This window comes from Fusicatenibacter saccharivorans (assembly GCF_027667425.1).
Taxonomy (GTDB): Bacteria; Bacillota; Clostridia; order Lachnospirales; family Lachnospiraceae; genus Fusicatenibacter; species Fusicatenibacter saccharivorans.
The window spans coordinates 74,688-90,391 of sequence record NZ_JAQEGR010000016.1; the positions used below are offsets into that span (position 1 = coordinate 74,688).

The following is a 15,704-nucleotide window of genomic DNA, read 5'->3' on the forward strand; positions in this document are numbered from 1 at the left end:
TTTTACTTTCCTTCTTTATATTTCTGTACGATCCACGCACCGGCCTCACCAACCGGCATACCGCTTTTTTCAGCAATGAGTGCGGCACTCTCGTACTCCGGGTAAACTTTTTCTATCTCCCCATGACGGCAGATCTTGACAGCGGCATCCCCGTATTCGGTCGTGATTGTTGCAAATTCGCGTTTCATCACGGTACGCTCCATCTGGCAGCGACGGATTCCGATCGTGGTTGTCTCCGTGAAAATAATACTCTCCAGCGTTTCCCGCTTTTCTTCATCGCAGATCACATCCAGCTGATATGCCGGACGGTTTTTCTTCATATAGACTGGGATATAATGAACATCCCTTGCACCTGCCTGCAGCAGTTTTCCCATACAGTAGCCAAGCGCCTCACCGGTGCAGTCGTCGATATTGCATTCCAGCTTCCAGATCGTATCTTTTTCGTCATTTTCCTCGGTTTCCAGCATCATAGCCCGTAAAAGTGACGGCCGCTCATACGTCCGTTTTCCGGCTCCAAGACCTGTTTTTGTGCATTTGAAGGAATACGGAAGTTTCTCCTTTGTGCGGATCGCTGCAACAATGGCTGCACCGGTCGGTGTAACAAGCTCGCCCTTGATTCCGGTCGGAATAAGCGTCAGGCCGTGCGTCTGCACGATATTTAAAACGGCCGGAACCGGAACCGGAATCAGTCCATGCTGGCATCGGATGAAGCCGCTTCCCTCGCAAAGCCCCGTCACGATAACCTCATCCGGCGCCAGGTTATCCAGGCAGACGGCGGCGGCAACAATATCTACGATGGAATCGACCGCTCCTACCTCGTGAAAATGCACCTGATCGAGCGGCACACCGTGCGCTTTTGCTTCTGCTTCTGCAAGAATCTGGAAAATCCGCTCTGCCCGAGCTCTCGCTCCCGGTGTCAGATCACCGCGGCGGATAATGGCAAGAATCTCCGGCAGGCCGCGGTGCTCATGATGGTGCTGATGCTCTCCTGCGTGTTCCTGGTCATGGCTGTGTGTATGTTTCTGGTCATGTACATGCTCATGATCGTGCGTATGCTCATGATGGTGTACATGCTCCTCTCCATGTGCATGCGCTTTCGCCATATCCCCATGCAGATACGCCATATCATGATCGTGGTTCTCATGCTCCGCATCCAGAATGACATTGAAGTCGCAGGCATCCAGCCCCGATTTTTTCACTCTCGTAACGGCAGTTTTGTATCCCGGCAGCTGAAGGCTTGCCAGTGCCTTCTCCAGTACCTCCTGGTCTGCTCCCAGATCGAGCAGAGCCGCAACGGTCATATCCCCGCTGATTCCGCTCCCGCACTCCAGATATAAACTTTTACTCATCTTTATGCACTCCCATTCTGTTAATCTGTGTTGCAATATATCCGGCCCCATAACCGTTGTCGATGTTTACGACAGCAATTCCGTTCGCACAGGAATTAATCATCGTAAGCAGCGCCGAAAGACCATTCATGCTGGCCCCGTAGCCAACGGATGTCGGAACAGCAATCACCGGCTTGTCCACCAAGCCGCCGAGCACGCTCGCCAGCGCTCCTTCCATACCGGCAACGGCTACAACGCAGTTGGCGCTCTGAATCGTATCGAGACGCGACAGCAGGCGGTGGATACCGCTCACACCGACATCGTAGATACGCGCAACGTTTGCACCAAAGTATTCTGCGGTCTGCGCCGCCTCCTCGGCAACGGAAATATCCGCGGTTCCAGCCGTGCAGACGGCGATTTTGCCGATCCGCTTCTTGTCTTTTTTTTCTATTTTCAAAATATGGGACAGCGGATCATACACCACTTCCGGAAACTTTTCCCGGATCAGCTCATACTGATGCTCACTGGCTCTCGTTCCGAAGACCTCCCCATCCTGCTCGTACAGACGCGTAAAAATCTTCAGCAGATGTTCATCCGCCTTCCGTGCACAGAAAATGACCTCCGCAAATCCGCTCCGGATTTCACGGTGCGTATCCAGCTTCGCATATCCCATCTCCTCGAATGGCTCTTTTTTGAAATATTTTTCTGCCTCCTCGATCGAAATTTCGTTGTTTTTTACTTTTTCTAATACCTCTCTTGCCTCCAAAGCATTCACCTCGTTTTCGTTTTTTCCTTTTTTTCACACCCACATACAATACAACATAAAAAGAAAGCCGAAACCTCTGCTTTGTCAGAACCTTCTCTTTTCTGACACCGCAAATCTCCAGCTTTCTTTATTCTAAACTATAAAGTGCACTTTAAGTCAAGCAGATTCTATACACAGTATACCGTTCTTTTCCCGTTCCTGCAATCCCTTCTTTTCGCGGCTTTATCCGGCATACGGAAGATCTGCAAAATATGCATGCTCATCTACCCCGTGAATCATATAAGTATATCCGTCTTCTGTCTCCACTTCAATCCGGCACTGTGTTCCATACGAAGTTTCTGCATCCAGATACGTTTCTTTATCGGTTTCCTGTGGGATCAGTTCCGTACCTGCCGGAAGGACTCTGTTTTCTGTGCTTCCGTCTTCGTTTTGAACGATAACTTCCAGTTCCTGCTTCAGAACGAGCGGTTTTTTGTCCCAGATAATTTTCCACGCATCTTCTTTCGCCTCCGGGAGCCCCTCGCTTCCGATCCCGACATTCCGTTCCCCTTTATACGTTCCCAGCAGATTGATTCTTTCCACCCAGGAAAACGCATTGACATCTTCTATACCGTTATCTCCAATTCTTCCATCCAGACAGCCAAGGTCCACAGCTTCATCCGATGATACCCGGAAAACGGTTACCGAATATAGTCCGTCTTCGTGATACGATTCCTGATACAAATAGTGGCCACCACTCTTTGTTCGTATTATCCAGGTTGCTTCATATCCGCCCAGGATCTCGAACTGCTTCACATGCTCTCCATAGTTGAGCGTCAGAATATACTTATAGTTTTCGAAGTCATGACCATTTTTCCCATCACCCTCAAAAGAAAAAGAAACTTCTTCCTCTGACGCATCCCCGTCCAGATCATCCCGGTAGATTTCTCCCTCTTCCAGTTTTACGGCGGAAGCTCCTTTTTCGTTTTTTCCTTCTTCGTCGTTCTCCAAACCATCCCCGGCCTCTTTCACCGCATCTCCATCCGATCCCACATCATCTGATTTTGCCTCTGGTTCACCGGATGCTGCACTCTCCGATACGCTCACCGAATTTTGTTTGGTTTCCTGCCCTGTCTGATTTCCGCATCCGCCTGCCATCAGTGCCGCCAGACACACTGCTGTTACCCATGCATACCGTCTCATAAAAATCCTCCCTTCCGATTTTTGGCTTTCGTTTCTGATACTCCCATTATATCAAACGATCTCCCCACCATGCAATCCATCTTAGAAATCGTAAGGCAACTTAAGACAAACGTAAGAATCCCCGCCCATGCAGCATAATCTGCCGCACGGACGGGGATTCGTTTAACTGTATTCCGCTGCTTTATTTCTCTGCTTCTCTTTTCTTATCCAGTTTTACATTGCGGAAGTACAGCACCATATCTACCGTGATCTCTGCAATGTTCAGGAAATAGAAAGCCCACGCAAGGAAAAAGATCCAGTCTTTGTCCGGGTTGTTCATATAGCTGATGAATTTGTTGGCAATACCGAAAATATATCCGATCCAGATGAACACCTCAAAGTAAAGGCTCTTTCCTTTTGCTGTTCTTGAAGTCCAGGATTTATAAATGGACAGCGGCCAGGACAGGCCAAAGCACAGGATCATCAGTGCTTCCAGTAAGTGGCTTATCATTTCTACAGTCATGTTTTTCTTCCTCTTTCATTTCTTTTTCTGCCGAAAGTCGCTTGCAAGTGTCAATGCCCTGATGCCTTTTCAGCTTGAGAGCTGTCTGATTTTTTCAGACAGCTCTATGGTCTCTCTTGTATTATGCTATTTCGTCGTTATCATCATTCACAGATACCCGTCGAAGCATAACCTTTAGTCTTCTTTATGCGCTTCTAAATACTCTTTTCTTCCCATCTCATACAGGTTATTTCCCTCACAGTCGATGATAACGAAAAGCGGCATATCCTCTACTTCCAGACGGCGAAGTGCCTCTGCGCCAAGATCTTCGTATGCGATCAGCTCTGCTTTTTTGATGCATTTTGCAAGCAGTGCGCCGGCTCCGCCGATGGCTCCGAAGTATACGCCATGATATTTCTTCATGGCTTCTACAACTTCCGGAAGACGTGCGCCTTTACCGATCATTCCTCTTGCGCCTACGGACATCATGGTCGGAGCATACGCATCCATACGGCCGCTGGTGGTAGGACCTGCAGATCCGATGACCTGGCCTGGTTTTGCAGGGGTCGGTCCTACGTAGTAAATCGTAGCGTCTGTCGGATCAAACGGGATTTTTTCTCCTCTTGCGAGCGCTTCACACATTCTCTTATGTCCGGCGTCACGGGAAGTATAGATAGTTCCGGTCAGATATACGGTATCTCCGGCATGCAGTGTTTTTGCCAGTTCTTCTGTTAAAGGCAGCTGAATATGTTTTTCCATGATCAGATCACCTCCGTTTTATGACGGGTAACATGGCAGTTGATGTTGACTGCACACGGCATTCCCGCAATATGAGTCGGCATTGTCTCGATATTGAGGCCGATGGCTGTGGTTTTTCCGCCAAAGCCCTGCGGTCCGATGCCGAGTTTGTTGACTTTCTCCAGCATTTCTTTTTCCAGATCTGCGTAGAACGGATCCGGGTTCTCGGAATCGATCGGGCGCATCAGTGCTTTTTTCGCAAGCAGTGCACATTTATCGAAGGTTCCGCCGATACCAACGCCGACTACCATAGGCGGGCATGGGTTCGGGCCTGCTGTCTCAACAACTTCCAGGATGAAATCCTTGATTCCCTGAAGACCTGCGGACGGCTTGAACATACGGATCATACTCATATTTTCGCTTCCGAAGCCTTTCGGGCCTACGGTTACTTTGATCTGATCGCCAGGAACGATCTCGGTGTAGAGCATAGCCGGTGTATTGTCGCCGGTGTTTCCTCTTCTGACCGGATCTTTGACAACGGATTTTCTTAAGTATCCTTTGTCATATCCTCTTCTGACACCTTCGTTGACTGCCTCTGCAAGATCTCCTCCTGCGATGTGCACATCCTGTCCGATTTCCAGGAAAACACATGCCATTCCGGTATCCTGGCAGATCGGCACGTTCTGTGCGTCTGCGATCTCATAATTTTCTACGATTTTGTCCAGAACACCTTTTGCAATCTCGCCATCCTCGCAGGCACGGCAGCCTGTGATGGCACATTTTACGTCTTCCGGAAGATGGTAGTTTGCTTCGATACAAAGTTTCTCTACCACATCCGTAATGGTACTAGCCTGAATTTCACGCATGGGATTCTCCACCTTTCTTTCCTTGCTATTTTATCATACCGATCATCCAATGGATTTTCAGCACGGAAAGCGTGTCCAGGGACAGTATTTCTGCCCCGGGCCACGCTTTTTCGCGGTTACTGCATTTTACAGGTGTCTCTTTCCTGCATAATCCGGCAGAAGCTGCGGAGATACCATACCGGTGTCAATGCCTGCCTCTTTTAAGGTCTCAGCATATTTCTCCACATGATCCAGATTCATCTTTCCAAGTGTTACGTCTTTTGCTTTTGCTGCTGCAGCTTTTCCTGCATCACGGCCAAATACGATAACATCCAGCAGAGAGTTACCCATCAGACGGTTTCTTCCGTGGATTCCTCCAACTGCCTCACCTGCTACGAGCAGGTTGCTTACGGTGTTGGTAAAGCCTTCGCCGTTGATTTCCAGTCCACCGTTCTGATAATGCAGCGTCGGGTAAACCAGGATCGGCTCTTTTCTCATATCGATGCCATACTGCATGAACATACGGAACATAGCCGGGATTCTCTTCTCAATGGTGCCTTCTCCGTGGATCAGCTCGATCATTGGAGTATCCAGCCATACAGCCTTGCCCTGTGGAGTCTCAACGCCCTCGTTGCGGTCGTCGGAGCACTCGCGGATGATGCTTGCTGCAGATACATCACGGGTTTCCAGCGGATGCATGAATGCTTCGCCGTCTACGTTTACGAGCATTGCGCCCAGAGAACGTACTTTCTCGGTTACCAGAGCACCGAAGATCTGAGCCGGGTAAGCAGCTCCGGTCGGATGGTACTGAATGGTATCCTGATACAGAAGCGGAGCGCCTGCACGGTATCCAAGGATCAGACCGTCAGCGGTTGCACCGTAATGGTTGGATGTCGGGAAGTTGTTGTAGTGAAGACGTCCCGCACCACCTGTTGCGATGATAACGGTTTTTGCCTTTGCTACCTGGTACTCGCCAGTCTCCATGTTCTGGAGAACAGCACCTGCAACCTGTCCCTTATCGTCTTTGATCAGCTCTACTGCGGAAGAGAACTCGATCACCGGAATACCGCGGTTGATGACTTCATCACGCAGTGTTCTCATGATCTCTGCTCCAGAGTAGTCACGGCATGCATGCATACGTTTTCTGGAAGTTCCGCCGCCGTGCGTAGTTACCATACGGCCATTCTCATCTTTATCAAACATAACGCCCAGGTTTTCCAGCCAGGAGATTGCATCCGGAGCTTCCATAACCAGTTTGCGGAGCAGTTCCGGTCTTGCAGCAAAGTGTCCGCCGCCGAACGCATCCAGATAATGCTGTGCCGGGGAATCGTTTTCTTTGTCCGCTGCCTGGATTCCACCTTCTGCCATCATGGTGTTTGCATCACCAATTCTCAGTTTGGTGGTAATCATAACGTTTGCGCCAGCCTCGTGAGCCTCGATAGCTGCAGAAGAACCTGCTCCACCGGCACCGATAACCAGTACATCTACGTCATAATCTACTTTGTCAAGGTCGATGTCAACACCGAGGATACGGCTGTTGGACTCCAGCAGATAGCCGAGCTCTGTCGGAACTTTCTCACCTTTGTTCGGGCCGACTTTCAGGGTGATGAAGCCTTCCTCTTTATAGTCCGGATGATATGCTGCAAGAAGGGCATCTTTCTCATCCGCTGTCATTCTTCTTGGCTCTGTTGCCATTCTCTGGGCTCTGGTAGCTTCTACCTTTTTAATAGAGTCCTGCATATTGGCCAGTGTATACATTCGAAATTCCCTCCTTATTTCTCGATCTCACGGTTGTTGTAAAGTTCCTGCATTTCTTCGATCGGTTTCTGCATAACCTGCTCGATCAGATCATCGAATTTTCCTTCTTTGATCTCTGCTACACGGTTCTTTACATGTTCAGACTTCGGAGCAATGTATTTTCCGTTCAGACGTCTTGCCAGCTCTCCTACCATCGGATGGGAGATACCAGCCGGACAGCGGGATGCACAGATTCCGCAGCCGATGCAGTCGAAGGACTCTTCTGCACATTTCTTGAAGTCGCCTCTCTGTGCGTATGCAATATACTGCATAACGTTCAGGCTCTGCGGACATCCTTTGGTACATGCATTACATCCAACGCAGCTGTAGATTTCCGGATACAGATCCATCATGACTCTCTGCTCTGCGCTGATCTCTTCGATATCGTATGTTCTCTTGTCGATCGGATAGAACGGAAGGCTTGCGATATACATGCCGTCTTCTACCTGTGTCTGACATGCCAGACAGGTTTTCAGTTCATTTTTTCCTTTGATTCTGTAGATGGTCGCACATGCACCGCAGAATCCGTGACGGCATCCGCATCCGCGTTTTAACTGATATCCGGCGTACTCCATAGCGGTCATGATGGTCAGATCGCCAGGTACGGAATACTTTTTGCCGTAAACGTAAATATTTACCATTTCCTGCATTTTCTTCAACCTCCGTTTAATATTCGTTCGGTAATTCGTCAATCTCGTCGCAGCGGAAAACCGGGCCGTCTTTGCAGACGTATTTGTCTCCGATGTTGCAGCGGCCGCATTTTCCGATACCGCATTTCATACGAAGCTCCAAAGTGGTGTAAACCTGTGTTTTCTCATAGCCCAGCTCCTGAAGTCCCTGAAGAACAAATTTGATCATGATCGGCGGTCCGCAGATCAGAGCTGTTTTGTCAACGGACATGTTCAGTTCTTTCACATAATTCGGAACGAATCCTACATGGCCGTCCCAGCCTTCCTGTTCACGGTCAATCGTCAGATGCACGTTGACATCTTTTGCTTTCGCCCATACTTCCTGGATCTCTTTTAACTGTACCAGATCGTCTTTGGAACGGGAACCGTAAACGATATCTACGGTACCGTAGTTATCACGATTGTCCAGTACGTAATTAATAACAGAACGCAGTGGAGCAAGTCCGATACCTCCGGCGATGAACAGCAGATCCTGTCCTTTTAATACGGTTTCTACCGGGAAATGATTTCCATACGGTCCACGAACCAGGATTTCATCTCCTACGGACATGTTGTGAAGATAATTCGTTAAAGTACCGCACTCCTTGATGGAGAACTCCTGGTACTCTTTGTTTGTCGGGGAAGAGGTAATGGAAAACAGTGCCTCTCCGACACCCGGTACACAGAGCATTGCGCACTGGCCAGGCATATGTTCAAACAGCTTGGTGCCGTCCGGACGAACGATACGGAATGTTTTTACGTCCGGTGTTTCGCGGCGGATATCTGTGATGATACCGACCTGCGGCAGCAAAGCGTTTTTCTTTTCTTCGCTTCCACAACTACAATTGCACATTTACTTGGTACCTCCCATGCGTTTGATTACTTTGACAATGTTCAGCGACTGCGGGCATTTCTCTACGCAGCGTCCACATCCGACGCAGGAATACATTCCGTCGTTGTTGTCCGGGAAGTATACCAGTTTGTGCATGAAACGCTGACGGAAACGCTGCAGCTGTGTGGTACGGTTGTTTCCTGCTGCCATCATGGTGAAATCAGAGTACATGCAGGAATCCCAGCAGCGGTAACGCTGTACACCGTTTCCGGTGTTAAAGTCTTTGATATCGTAGCACTGGCAGGTCGGGCAGGAGAACGTACAGGTTCCGCAGCCTAAGCAGGCATCGGAAAGTTCTTTCCACTTCGGATCGTCAAAACGTTCTTTTGTCTTGCCAACGCCCCATCCCTCGAGGGAAAGGTTGCTGTTTGGCATCTTGTCGATCAGAGTACGGATTGCTTCTTTCTCAGCCTCTACTTCTTTGGTAAGATCCTGCTCGGTCAGGTAAGCTTTTACAAGCTCGGTCAGTTTCTGGCCTTTTTCGGTTTTTGCTTCCCATGCATAACCGTCAGCTACCTGCCACATAGCAACATCTGCTGCCGGTTCTGCAGCATCGATGCCGAAGGTTTTACAGAAGCAGCTGTCTTCCGGCTCATGACAAGCCAGGGAAACAACGATGCCGTGCTCTCTTCTTGCTGCATAGTAAACGTCTGCAGGCTCGCTTAAGAAAACGCGGTCCAGAACATCGAACGCTCTGACATCGCACGGACGAACGCCGAAGATAGCAAACGGTGCGTCTTTTAAGGCAGCCGGTTCAATGCTGGTTTTATTTGCCTTCTGATAGCAGGAGTAAAGAATTTCACTCTGCGGGAAAAAGGCATCTTTCGGGGATTTTACGGTTTTTAAGGTATCGAGATCCACGTCTGCGTCCTCGGTCCAGAAACCGAAATTGGTAATTCCATTGTTTTGTACCGGAAGGAAAAGATCCATCTCCTTTGCAACAGCGGCAAGGAGCTCCGGCATTTTTTCTCTGCTAATCTGATACATCCCTTAACCCCTTTCCTTAACGATACTTGGCTCTACATCTTCCTGTGTGAAGTTGGTGAGCGGTGCACGGCTGTCGGTATCGGCGCCTGCCTGATACTCTCCGTAGAACTCGTCGATATCTTTGATGAATTTACGGTTCAGCAGGTGCAGCGGAATGTGCTGCGGACATACACGGGAACACTCGCCACAGTCGGTGCAGCGTCCGGCAACGTGGAATGCACGGATAATGTGGAACATCTGCTCTTCAAATGTAGTCGTATTTGCTTTCTGTGCGGTATCGTAACGGTCATTATCGAAGACACATTTGATACAGCTGCAGGCCGGACATACGTTACGGCATGCATTACAGCGGATACAGCGGGACAGTTCGTTCTGCCAGAATGCGAAACGCTCTTCCGGAGCCATTGCCTCGAGCTTCTCAACCAGTTCAAAACGGCCTTCTTTTGCCGGTTTCTCTTCGTCGCAGTTCTCTGCCAGCTCGTCGTAGGCAACGTGTTTTCCGCCCTTGCAGGCTTTGCATCTTTCCAGGATAACATCCTCTCTTGCGAGCTCTTTGTCGCCGTAAACAGTTGCCACTTTGATGGTATCGCCGTCTTCTGTTACAGCGGTAATACCCTTGCATCCTGCTTCACGGATCTTTTCGATATCGAGTTTTCCATCGCAGCCGATGCCGACGATATAGGTTTTCTCGCGATCCACACGATGCTCTTTGATTAACTGATTAAAGCTGTAAGTATCACACGGTTTTAAGAAAACGAGTGTTTTTCCTTCTTCTTTCGATGCTTTAATCATGTATTTGCTAAGGTTTGCGCCGCAGAATCCGTCGTAGGTAAACTCGGAAAGGCTCTCGGCAGTCTCGAAGAATGCAGGCTCTGCACTGAAATCAGTGTCACCTTTTCTCCAGCCAAGAACACGGACTACGGTACCGTCAGACAGAAGCTCTTTTGCGCGGGATACTAATTTTTCTTGCATCGTAAATCCTCCAATCTGACATTCTTACCAAGGCTTGTAACCTGCTCGATGAACTCGTTCATGGTCTGGGAGAATTTCACACCTTCTGCGGCGGATACCCATTCCACACGGGTACGTCCGTTCTCAACGCCCATGTAATCCAGCATGGAGAACAGCAGGGTCATACGTCTTCTTGCATAATAGTTTCCTGTGCTGTAATGGCAGTCTCCCGGATGGCATCCGCAGAGGATGACTCCGTCAGCGCCCTTCTGGAATGCTCTTAAGATGAAGAGCGGATTGACACGGCAGGAACATGGAACACGGATGATCTTTACGTCTGCCGGATAGGAAAGACGGCTGGAACCTGCCAGGTCTGCTCCTGCGTAGGAGCACCAGTTGCAGCAGAATGCCACGATGACTGGCTTAAATTCTTTGTTTTCGTTGTTATCTATCGGCATATTGCATCTACCTCCGCGAGAATTTGTCTATTGGAGAATCCTTTCAGGTCCATAGCGCCGGACGGACATGCAACGGTACATGCACCGCATCCATGGCAAAGTGCGCCGTTAACGACTGCCACATGTCTGGTTTCACGGATTCCATGGTCGTTGACCTGACGGTCTTCGTAGGAAATTGCGCCGTATGGGCAGACTTTTTCACAGGATGCACATCCATTACAGAACAGCGGATTGGATTCTGCTGTACACGGGTTGGTGGTCAGTTTGTCCTTTGCCAGCAGTCCGACTACTTTGACAGCAGCAGCTCCTGCCTGTGCAACGGTCTCCGGGATATCTTTCGGTCCCTGGCATACGCCGGAGAGGAAGACACCTGCGGTCGGGGACTCTACCGGACGCAGCTTTGCGTGTGCCTCAGTAAAGAAATCGTTGGTATCCATACTTGCGGTCAGCATGGTAGCCAGTTTTCTTGCATCTTTGCTCGGCTCGATGGCAGTTGCAAGGACAACAAGGTCTGCTTCCATTTTGATCTGACGGTTGTCAAGCAGGTCGGAACCCTGTACCAGAAGACGTCCGTTCGGAGCCTCGGATACTTTTCCTACCTGGCCTTTGATGTAGTCTACATCAAACTCTTCTACCGCACGGCGATAGAACTCATCGAAGTTTTTACCCGGGGTACGAACATCAATGTAGAAGACATGTACATTGACATCCGGATAATGGTCACGCACCAGCATAGCCTGTTTTGCGGTGTACATACAGCAGATCTTGGAGCAGTAGCTCTTTCCTCTGCAGGTCACGTCACGAGAACCGACACACTGGATAAATACGATATCCTTCGGATGCTCGCCGTTGGAAAGACGTACTACTTTACCGCCTGTCGGACCGGCAGCATTCATCAGACGCTCCATCTCAAGGGAGGTAATTACGTCTTTGCTCTGGTTGTAATAATATTCGTCAAACTTGTCCAGACTGATGGTATCGAAACCAGTTGCCACAACGATTGCGCCGTACTCTCTGGTGATTACTTCATCTTTCTGGTCGTAGTTTACTGCACCTGCTGCACAGACTTTGGAGCAGATACCGCATTTTCCGGTTTTGAAGTGGATACAGTTTGCAGTATCAATAACCGGTACGTTCGGAACTGCCTGTGCGAACGGTGTGTAGATTGCAGTACGGTTGGACAGGCCTCTGTTGAACTCGCTCAGGTTCTTCTTGGAAGGACATTTCTCCTGACAGAGTCCGCATCCGGTACATTTGTCCATATCTACGTATCTTGCTTTCTTACGGATGTCTACTTTGAAATCACCGACGAATCCGCCAACGCTCTCTACCTCACTGTAGGTATAGATGTTGATCTTCTCATGCGCGTTTACCTCTCCCATACGAGGAGTCAGGATACAGGAAGAACAGTCGAGGGTCGGGAATGTCTTGTCAAGCTGTGACATTCTTCCGCCGATACTCGGGGTCTTCTCTACGATATCTACTTCATAGCCTGCATCTGCGATATCCAGTGCAGTCTGAATACCTGCGATACCGCCTCCGATCACCAGCGCACGTTTTACAACGCGGCTCTCGCCCGGGGTAAGCGGGGTATCCAGCATAACTTTAGCAACGGCTGCACGGGCCAGAATTACGGCCTTCTCGGTAGCCTCTTCCATGTCTTTATGAATCCAGGAACACTGCTCACGAATGTTTGCAATCTCCAGCTGATACGGGTTCAGGCCCGCTTTTTCTGCTGCTTTGCGGAACGTTCCTTCATGCATACGCGGAGAGCAGGAACAGATGACAACGCCGGTCAGATGCTCGTTCTGAATGGCATCGATCACTTTCTGCTGACCCGTTTCGGAACACATATACTGATAATCCTCTGCATGAACAACACCCGGCTCTTTGCTGATGACGTCAACAACTTTTTTGACATCAACCGTAGCCGCAATATTTGTACCGCAGTGGCAGACAAATACTCCTATTCTTTGCACTTTTCTCTCACCTTTCTGTGGATGGGTTGTTTTTTACTTTCTATATTTACGGAATGCACTCATCAGAAGCTGCTGCGGAGTCTCATCATCCAGAAGAGCCGGAATTTCATCCGGAGAAAGATAATTCTCTCCTCTCTGACGGATCACGGAAAGACGAACTGCCTCGATCAGTTTGGCAGGTTTTACGTCTCTTGGACAGCGCTCTACACATGCGAAGCAGGAGAGGCATTTCCAGATGGACTTGGAGTTCATCAGTGCTTCCACATCGCCGTTCTGTACGTAAGATACAAACTGATGCGGACGGATGTCCATTTCGTTATAAGCAGGACAGGATGCGGAACATTTACCGCATTTCATACATTTTCTGGTATCCACACCGGCGATGGCACGGATTTCATCGGATGTTGCAATTTTCATGCCTGCACCTCCTCTTTGATGCCGAGTGCTTCTGCAAGAAGCTCGGTAAAGTAGGTAACCGGAAGACCTTCTTTTGTTCCGTTATTGCGCAGGTTGTACATGCAAAGCGGACATGCAGTGATCAGTTCTTCTGCTCCTTTGTAGGATGCGGATGCCATGATCTGGTCTACCATGTTGGATGCCATTTTCTTTTCTTTGAGGGATATGTAGCCGCCGCAGCACTCATTTCTCATCGGATATACGACCGGTGTTGCGCCAAGGGCCTTGATAAAGTCTTCAATGATTGTCGGATTTTCCGGATCGTCAAACTGCATTGTGGTGCTCGGACGAAGCAGCATACAGCCGTAATATGCGCCGATTTTTCTTCCTTTTAATGGGTTTACCACTTTCTCTTTGATCTTGTCAAATCCAACGACGTCACGCAGCACTTCCAGATAATGAAGTACTTTCGTTTCGCCAAGATATGGCTCGGAAAGAGCCATGTAGTTGTTTACTTTTGTCTGAATGTCTTCTACATTCGCCATGTCATCGTTTACGCGTTTGATCACGTGATGACAGGCGGAACAGACTGTGATCAGATCCTGTCCTTTTTCTTTGGCGTCTGCTAAGGCGCGAACCGAAGAAAGTTTTGTGGCGATTTCATCGGATGCCTGTGGATACACAGCTCCGCAGCACTGCCAGTTTTCAATTTCTTCCAGTTCAAATCCCAGAACTTTTGCGCACTCTCTGGCATAATGATCCAGATCTTTTGCTTTGTTCTTCAGCGTACAGCCCGGAAAATAACTGTAGGTCATGGAATTGCTCCTTTCTTACTTGCTCCTGTTGGTTTCCATTTTTCCTGCGGTATCTTCTGTCCGGCACCGGAAAAATTTCCGGTACTCTTTTTATGTACACCCGGCGGAAAATTTCTTCAGGCGCACGTTAAGGCAGTGGGAGATACCGCTCTTTCGCACTTTCTGCCACTGCCATAAATTTTATGTTTTGAGCTTATTGCCCGCTCTTAGTGCTCGATCTGTGCGATAACTGCTTTTAATGCGTCGGCACTTGCTTTGAGTTTTTCTACTTCCTCTTTTGTCATACGCATCGGAATCTTGCCCTGTACGCCTTTCGGTCCAACGAGGGTCAGTGTGCTTAAGCATACATCCTCGATGCCGTACTCACCGTGCATCATGGAAGATACGGTTGCTACAGAATCGGAAGAAGAAAGAATGGTTGCTACCAGTTTGCATACTGCAACAGATACTGCATAGAAAGTAGCTCCTTTGTTTGCAATAACCTGTCCGCCGGAAGTTCTTACGTACTCCAGCATAGCATCTTTGTCGATCTTGGTTACGTTCCTGCCCATTTTTTCTACGGTCTCGTAGTACTCGTCCAGACTGACACCGGAAACGTAAGCGCCGCTCCACGGAATGAAGGAAGTATCGCCGTGCTCACCGAATACGTAAGCGTGGATGTTTTTCTGGGCAATGTTGAGGTGTTCAGACAGTCCGCAGCGAAGTCTCGCGGAATCCAGCATGGTACCAGAACCAAGGATCTGGTTTTCCGGAAGTCCGGAGATCTTTGTAAACACGTAGGTCATGATATCAACCGGGTTGCTTACAATGATGTAGATGGCATTCGGAGCCGCTTTTACGATTTCCGGTGTGATGGATTTTAAGATGTTTACGTTGGTCTGGGTCAGCTCAATACGGGTCTGGCCAGGCTTTCTTGCAATACCGGAAGTAATAATTACGATATCAGAGTCCTTGGCATCCTCATACTCACCTGCGATGATGGAGACCGGATCGCGGAAGCAGGTACCCTGCGCGATATCCATAACCTCTCCCTCTACTTTTTTCTTGTTAATATCGATGAGAACAATCTCAGACGCGATGTCTTCGTTCGACAGTGTATAGGCGATCGTAGATCCAACGCTTCCAGCTCCAATGATGGTAATCTTGCTGCTCATAAATACTCCTTTCTAAAATACCCCTAGTTGGTTTTTGTGATTGATAAATTTTTCACTTTCCTTATCATAGCACTATGACAAGAATTTAACAAGTGTTTTTTTCGAGCATTTTCGTGAAATCTTTTTTCTCACTGAGCCCGTACGCTTCCAGAAGGGGTGTTCTGGATATATTTCAATACAATTATACCATTTTTTGTTCTTTTTCACAAGAATTCTTTCCAAAAACCAGAGATTTCGCTTTTAGCAACGCATATTTATAAGTAGCCC

16 protein-coding genes are annotated in these 15,704 nt (G+C 48.8%); all 16 read right to left on the bottom strand.

All coding sequences use genetic code 11. The annotated features are described in order from the left end of the window. Positions 1-2: 2 nt before the first annotated feature. The 16 genes from larC to PGS38_RS14430 all read right to left on the bottom strand — a co-directional run bounded on the left by larC (position 3) and on the right by PGS38_RS14430 (position 15,437). The gene (larC, locus tag PGS38_RS14355) at positions 3-1,349 is read right to left on the bottom strand and encodes a nickel pincer cofactor biosynthesis protein LarC (RefSeq protein WP_270476389.1); all 1,347 of its coding nucleotides are present in this window, start codon (positions 1,347-1,349) and stop codon (positions 3-5) included. Next, positions 1,342-2,094: a nickel pincer cofactor biosynthesis protein LarB gene (gene larB / locus PGS38_RS14360; RefSeq protein ID WP_118640265.1), complete on the bottom strand. Its 753-nt coding sequence runs from the start codon at positions 2,092-2,094 to the stop codon at positions 1,342-1,344. The genes larC and larB overlap by 8 nt, the downstream gene beginning before the upstream one ends. 222 nt (positions 2,095-2,316) lie before the next feature. Then, positions 2,317-3,276 (bottom strand): hypothetical protein, encoded by a 960-nt coding sequence (locus tag PGS38_RS14365; protein WP_118640237.1) that lies wholly within the window; start codon positions 3,274-3,276, stop codon positions 2,317-2,319. A gap of 181 nt (positions 3,277-3,457) precedes the next feature. Further along, entirely contained in the window at positions 3,458-3,778 is a 321-nt protein-coding gene (locus PGS38_RS14370; RefSeq protein ID WP_022461179.1) for a hypothetical protein, read from the bottom strand. 174 nt (positions 3,779-3,952) lie between these two features. Continuing rightward, positions 3,953-4,516 (bottom strand): Fe-S-containing hydro-lyase, encoded by a 564-nt coding sequence (locus PGS38_RS14375; RefSeq protein WP_118640236.1) that lies wholly within the window; start codon positions 4,514-4,516, stop codon positions 3,953-3,955. Between the two features lie 2 nt (positions 4,517-4,518). Beyond that, positions 4,519-5,361 carry a fumarate hydratase gene (locus PGS38_RS14380; RefSeq protein ID WP_055265393.1) on the bottom strand — a complete coding sequence of 281 codons (843 nt, stop codon included), beginning with the start codon at positions 5,359-5,361 and terminating at the stop codon, positions 4,519-4,521. A 126-nt stretch (positions 5,362-5,487) separates the two neighbouring features. After that, on the bottom strand, positions 5,488-7,098 hold the full coding sequence (locus PGS38_RS14385) for an FAD-dependent oxidoreductase (RefSeq protein WP_055265391.1): 1,611 nt from the start codon (positions 7,096-7,098) through the stop codon (positions 5,488-5,490). A 14-nt stretch (positions 7,099-7,112) separates the two neighbouring features. Beyond that, positions 7,113-7,787, bottom strand: a complete 675-nt coding sequence (locus PGS38_RS14390; RefSeq protein WP_055265389.1) for a 2Fe-2S iron-sulfur cluster binding domain-containing protein — start codon at positions 7,785-7,787, stop codon at positions 7,113-7,115. A gap of 16 nt (positions 7,788-7,803) precedes the next feature. Continuing rightward, positions 7,804-8,658: an FAD/NAD(P)-binding protein gene (locus tag PGS38_RS14395; protein WP_022461174.1), complete on the bottom strand. Its 855-nt coding sequence runs from the start codon at positions 8,656-8,658 to the stop codon at positions 7,804-7,806. Beyond that, complete coding sequence (locus PGS38_RS14400) at positions 8,659-9,684, bottom strand: 4Fe-4S dicluster domain-containing protein (protein ID WP_117801696.1); 1,026 nt, start codon at positions 9,682-9,684, stop codon at positions 8,659-8,661. It abuts the gene before it with no gap. 3 nt (positions 9,685-9,687) lie between these two features. Continuing rightward, positions 9,688-10,656, bottom strand: coding sequence for a 4Fe-4S dicluster domain-containing protein (locus tag PGS38_RS14405; protein WP_055265384.1), 969 nt, complete (start codon positions 10,654-10,656; stop codon positions 9,688-9,690). After that, positions 10,641-11,093: a hydrogenase iron-sulfur subunit gene (locus PGS38_RS14410; RefSeq protein WP_055265382.1), complete on the bottom strand. Its 453-nt coding sequence runs from the start codon at positions 11,091-11,093 to the stop codon at positions 10,641-10,643. Before PGS38_RS14410 ends, PGS38_RS14405 begins: the two co-directional genes overlap by 16 nt. After that, positions 11,084-13,072, bottom strand: a complete 1,989-nt coding sequence (locus PGS38_RS14415) for a CoB--CoM heterodisulfide reductase iron-sulfur subunit A family protein (protein ID WP_055265381.1) — start codon at positions 13,070-13,072, stop codon at positions 11,084-11,086. Before PGS38_RS14415 ends, PGS38_RS14410 begins: the two co-directional genes overlap by 10 nt. A 33-nt stretch (positions 13,073-13,105) precedes the next feature. Beyond that, complete coding sequence (locus tag PGS38_RS14420; protein WP_055219367.1) at positions 13,106-13,489, bottom strand: 4Fe-4S dicluster domain-containing protein; 384 nt, start codon at positions 13,487-13,489, stop codon at positions 13,106-13,108. After that, complete coding sequence (locus PGS38_RS14425) at positions 13,486-14,283, bottom strand: CoB--CoM heterodisulfide reductase iron-sulfur subunit B family protein (protein ID WP_022461168.1); 798 nt, start codon at positions 14,281-14,283, stop codon at positions 13,486-13,488. The genes PGS38_RS14420 and PGS38_RS14425 overlap by 4 nt, the downstream gene beginning before the upstream one ends. Positions 14,284-14,489: 206 nt before the next feature. Further along, complete coding sequence (locus PGS38_RS14430) at positions 14,490-15,437, bottom strand: L-lactate dehydrogenase (RefSeq protein ID WP_055219369.1); 948 nt, start codon at positions 15,435-15,437, stop codon at positions 14,490-14,492. Between the last annotated feature and the right edge of the window lie 267 nt (positions 15,438-15,704).

Bases quoted from the DNA above. Each gene is read 5' to 3' on its own strand.
- PGS38_RS14375 (WP_118640236.1), bottom strand. From the start codon at position 4,516: ATGGAAAAACATATTCAGCTGCCTTTAACAGAAGAACTGGCAAAAACA.
- PGS38_RS14400 (WP_117801696.1), bottom strand. From the start codon at position 9,684: ATGTATCAGATTAGCAGAGAAAAAATGCCGGAGCTCCTTGCCGCTGTT.
- PGS38_RS14395 (WP_022461174.1), bottom strand. From the start codon at position 8,658: ATGTGCAATTGTAGTTGTGGAAGCGAAGAAAAGAAAAACGCTTTGCTG.
- PGS38_RS14380 (WP_055265393.1), bottom strand. From the start codon at position 5,361: ATGCGTGAAATTCAGGCTAGTACCATTACGGATGTGGTAGAGAAACTT.
- PGS38_RS14425 (WP_022461168.1), bottom strand. From the start codon at position 14,283: ATGACCTACAGTTATTTTCCGGGCTGTACGCTGAAGAACAAAGCAAAA.
- PGS38_RS14365 (WP_118640237.1), bottom strand. From the start codon at position 3,276: ATGAGACGGTATGCATGGGTAACAGCAGTGTGTCTGGCGGCACTGATG.
- PGS38_RS14390 (WP_055265389.1), bottom strand. From the start codon at position 7,787: ATGCAGGAAATGGTAAATATTTACGTTTACGGCAAAAAGTATTCCGTA.
- PGS38_RS14410 (WP_055265382.1), bottom strand. From the start codon at position 11,093: ATGCCGATAGATAACAACGAAAACAAAGAATTTAAGCCAGTCATCGTG.
- PGS38_RS14420 (WP_055219367.1), bottom strand. From the start codon at position 13,489: ATGAAAATTGCAACATCCGATGAAATCCGTGCCATCGCCGGTGTGGAT.
- PGS38_RS14405 (WP_055265384.1), bottom strand. From the start codon at position 10,656: ATGCAAGAAAAATTAGTATCCCGCGCAAAAGAGCTTCTGTCTGACGGT.
- larC (WP_270476389.1), bottom strand. From the start codon at position 1,349: ATGAGTAAAAGTTTATATCTGGAGTGCGGGAGCGGAATCAGCGGGGAT.
- PGS38_RS14385 (WP_055265391.1), bottom strand. From the start codon at position 7,098: ATGTATACACTGGCCAATATGCAGGACTCTATTAAAAAGGTAGAAGCT.
- PGS38_RS14430 (WP_055219369.1), bottom strand. From the start codon at position 15,437: ATGAGCAGCAAGATTACCATCATTGGAGCTGGAAGCGTTGGATCTACG.
- PGS38_RS14370 (WP_022461179.1), bottom strand. From the start codon at position 3,778: ATGACTGTAGAAATGATAAGCCACTTACTGGAAGCACTGATGATCCTG.